Genomic DNA, 1,799 nt, shown 5'->3' with positions numbered 1-1,799 from the left:
GAAGCGGGATGAATGTCTGCCCGTCGCCGTTCTTGAGTCCGGTCGTATGCTGGCTTGTTACGACCCAGCTGTTGAACGCGCTCGAATCGCTGCCGGAACCTTGCCGTTGAATAGAGCCCGTCAGGGCACCCGTTCCGTCCTCAACCACACCGACATTGGTGCTGGTCATGCCCGAAGCCGGACCGGCCGTCGCAGTGATCGTTCCTTCATAGCTCAGGAACTCGACGACGTTACCGAGATTATCGATCAACGCGAAGCCATCAGCCTGCGTGCTTGTCGCGTCGCCGTTCTGTAGCCCAGGACTTGCGGGGATGCTGACCGAAAAGAAACCGAATCCCGTTCCGGTCTGATCGAGGATCGGACCAGTCAGTGCGAATGGTGTTCCATAGGTTGTACCACCGTTGCCGTTGTAGAGAACGATGCTCCAACCGCTCAGATCGATTCCGGCGCGGCCCGCGATCTCGATGAATTCGTTCGTATCCGTTCCGGCGTTGTCGTAATGAAATTCGTTGATCCAGACGTTCGACATTAGGTCCCTCAGGTTGTTGGTGTTTTCGATCTGAGCGCGAGTGAGCAAAGTCTCTCGCAATCATGACGTTAATAACGTTTCATGACGGTGCCGTGAAACGTACGCTGAAATGTCGGTCGAAGGTTTTGCAGCGTGTCCGCCGCTGTCCGTTGGTGAAATCGCGCCTCCTCAAAAAGGAAATGTTTTCGGTCGTCGTGACGAATGCTCAGACGATGTAGAAATCGCTCTGAGTCAGTTTCAGGTTCTTTGAAAGCGTTGCGATCTGCAGCGCGACGCCCTTGCCGGATCCATCTGCGTCATAGAAAAGTGCGCCGGTCTTCTTGTTGTAGATCAGGTAGTCGTTTGCGTCGGCGGCCTTGTTGATGGCGAAGAACGACTTGCTGATCTTCTTCGGACTTGTGGCGCTGCCTTTTCCGAGCTTCTTGAAGATTGCGTTGTCGAGCCAAACAGTGTCGTCGCGCACGCTGAAATCGGTCACCTTGTCGAGGTTGGTCTTGTTGCGATCGATCCGACTGTCGAAGACGAAAATGTCCTTGTTGCCGCCGCCGCTCAACACGTCCTTGCCGCGACTGCCATTGATGATGTCGCGTCCGGCCGATCCCTTGATGGTATTGGTGAGGTCATTTCCCTTGAGGTTCAGCGACGCGGACCCGAATGCAGTCAGGTTTTCCACGTTTGCCGCAAGAATGTGGCTCACCGAAGTTTCGACAGTGTCGATCCCTTCGGCTGCGAGTTCGCGAACCTGATCACCATTTCGATCAACCAGGTAGACGTCATTGCCCGCGCCGCCGGACATCCGGTCGGCTCCCGCTCCGCCGTCCAAACGGTTGTCGGCGGCGTTGCCGACAAGGACATTGTCCAAGGCATTGCCAGACAGCGTGATTGCAGCCGTCCCCTGCGCCGTCAGATTCTCCAAATTGTCGCCGAGCGCATAGCTGAACGTTGCCTCGACCGTATCATCGCCTTCGCCTGCGAGCTCGTGAACCTCGTCCAGCGGGTGGACCACGTAGGTGTCGTTACCCGCTCCGCCGGACAAACGATCGGCTCCTGCTCCACCATCCAAACGGTTGTCGGCCGCATTGCCGATAAGGACATTGTCCAAAGCGTTGCCAGTGAGCCCGATTGCCTCGGTTCCACGGGCTGTCAAATTCTCTAGGCCGGCGCTGAGTGCGAATGTGACCGAAGTCACCACCGTATCGGACCCCGAATCCGACGTTTCGACGACCCGGTCCGCGACGTGATCCACAAAATAGATGTCGTCACCCACGCC

2 protein-coding genes are annotated in these 1,799 nt (G+C 56.9%); both read right to left on the bottom strand.

Annotated features, from left to right (window positions below; genetic code table 11):
* A partial coding sequence (locus tag AC1DT3_RS19915) for a hypothetical protein (protein ID WP_477466947.1) occupies window positions 1–529 on the bottom strand: 529 nt, incomplete at its 3' end.
* Window positions 530–734: 205 nt separating this feature from the next.
* On the bottom strand, window positions 735–1,799 hold a 1,065-nt coding region (locus AC1DT3_RS19910; RefSeq protein WP_477466946.1), incomplete at its 5' end, for a calcium-binding protein.

The sequence above is a fragment of the Microvirga sp. P4_G7 genome, assembly GCF_056401005.1.
This window is presented reverse-complemented; position numbering and strand designations above follow the sequence as displayed.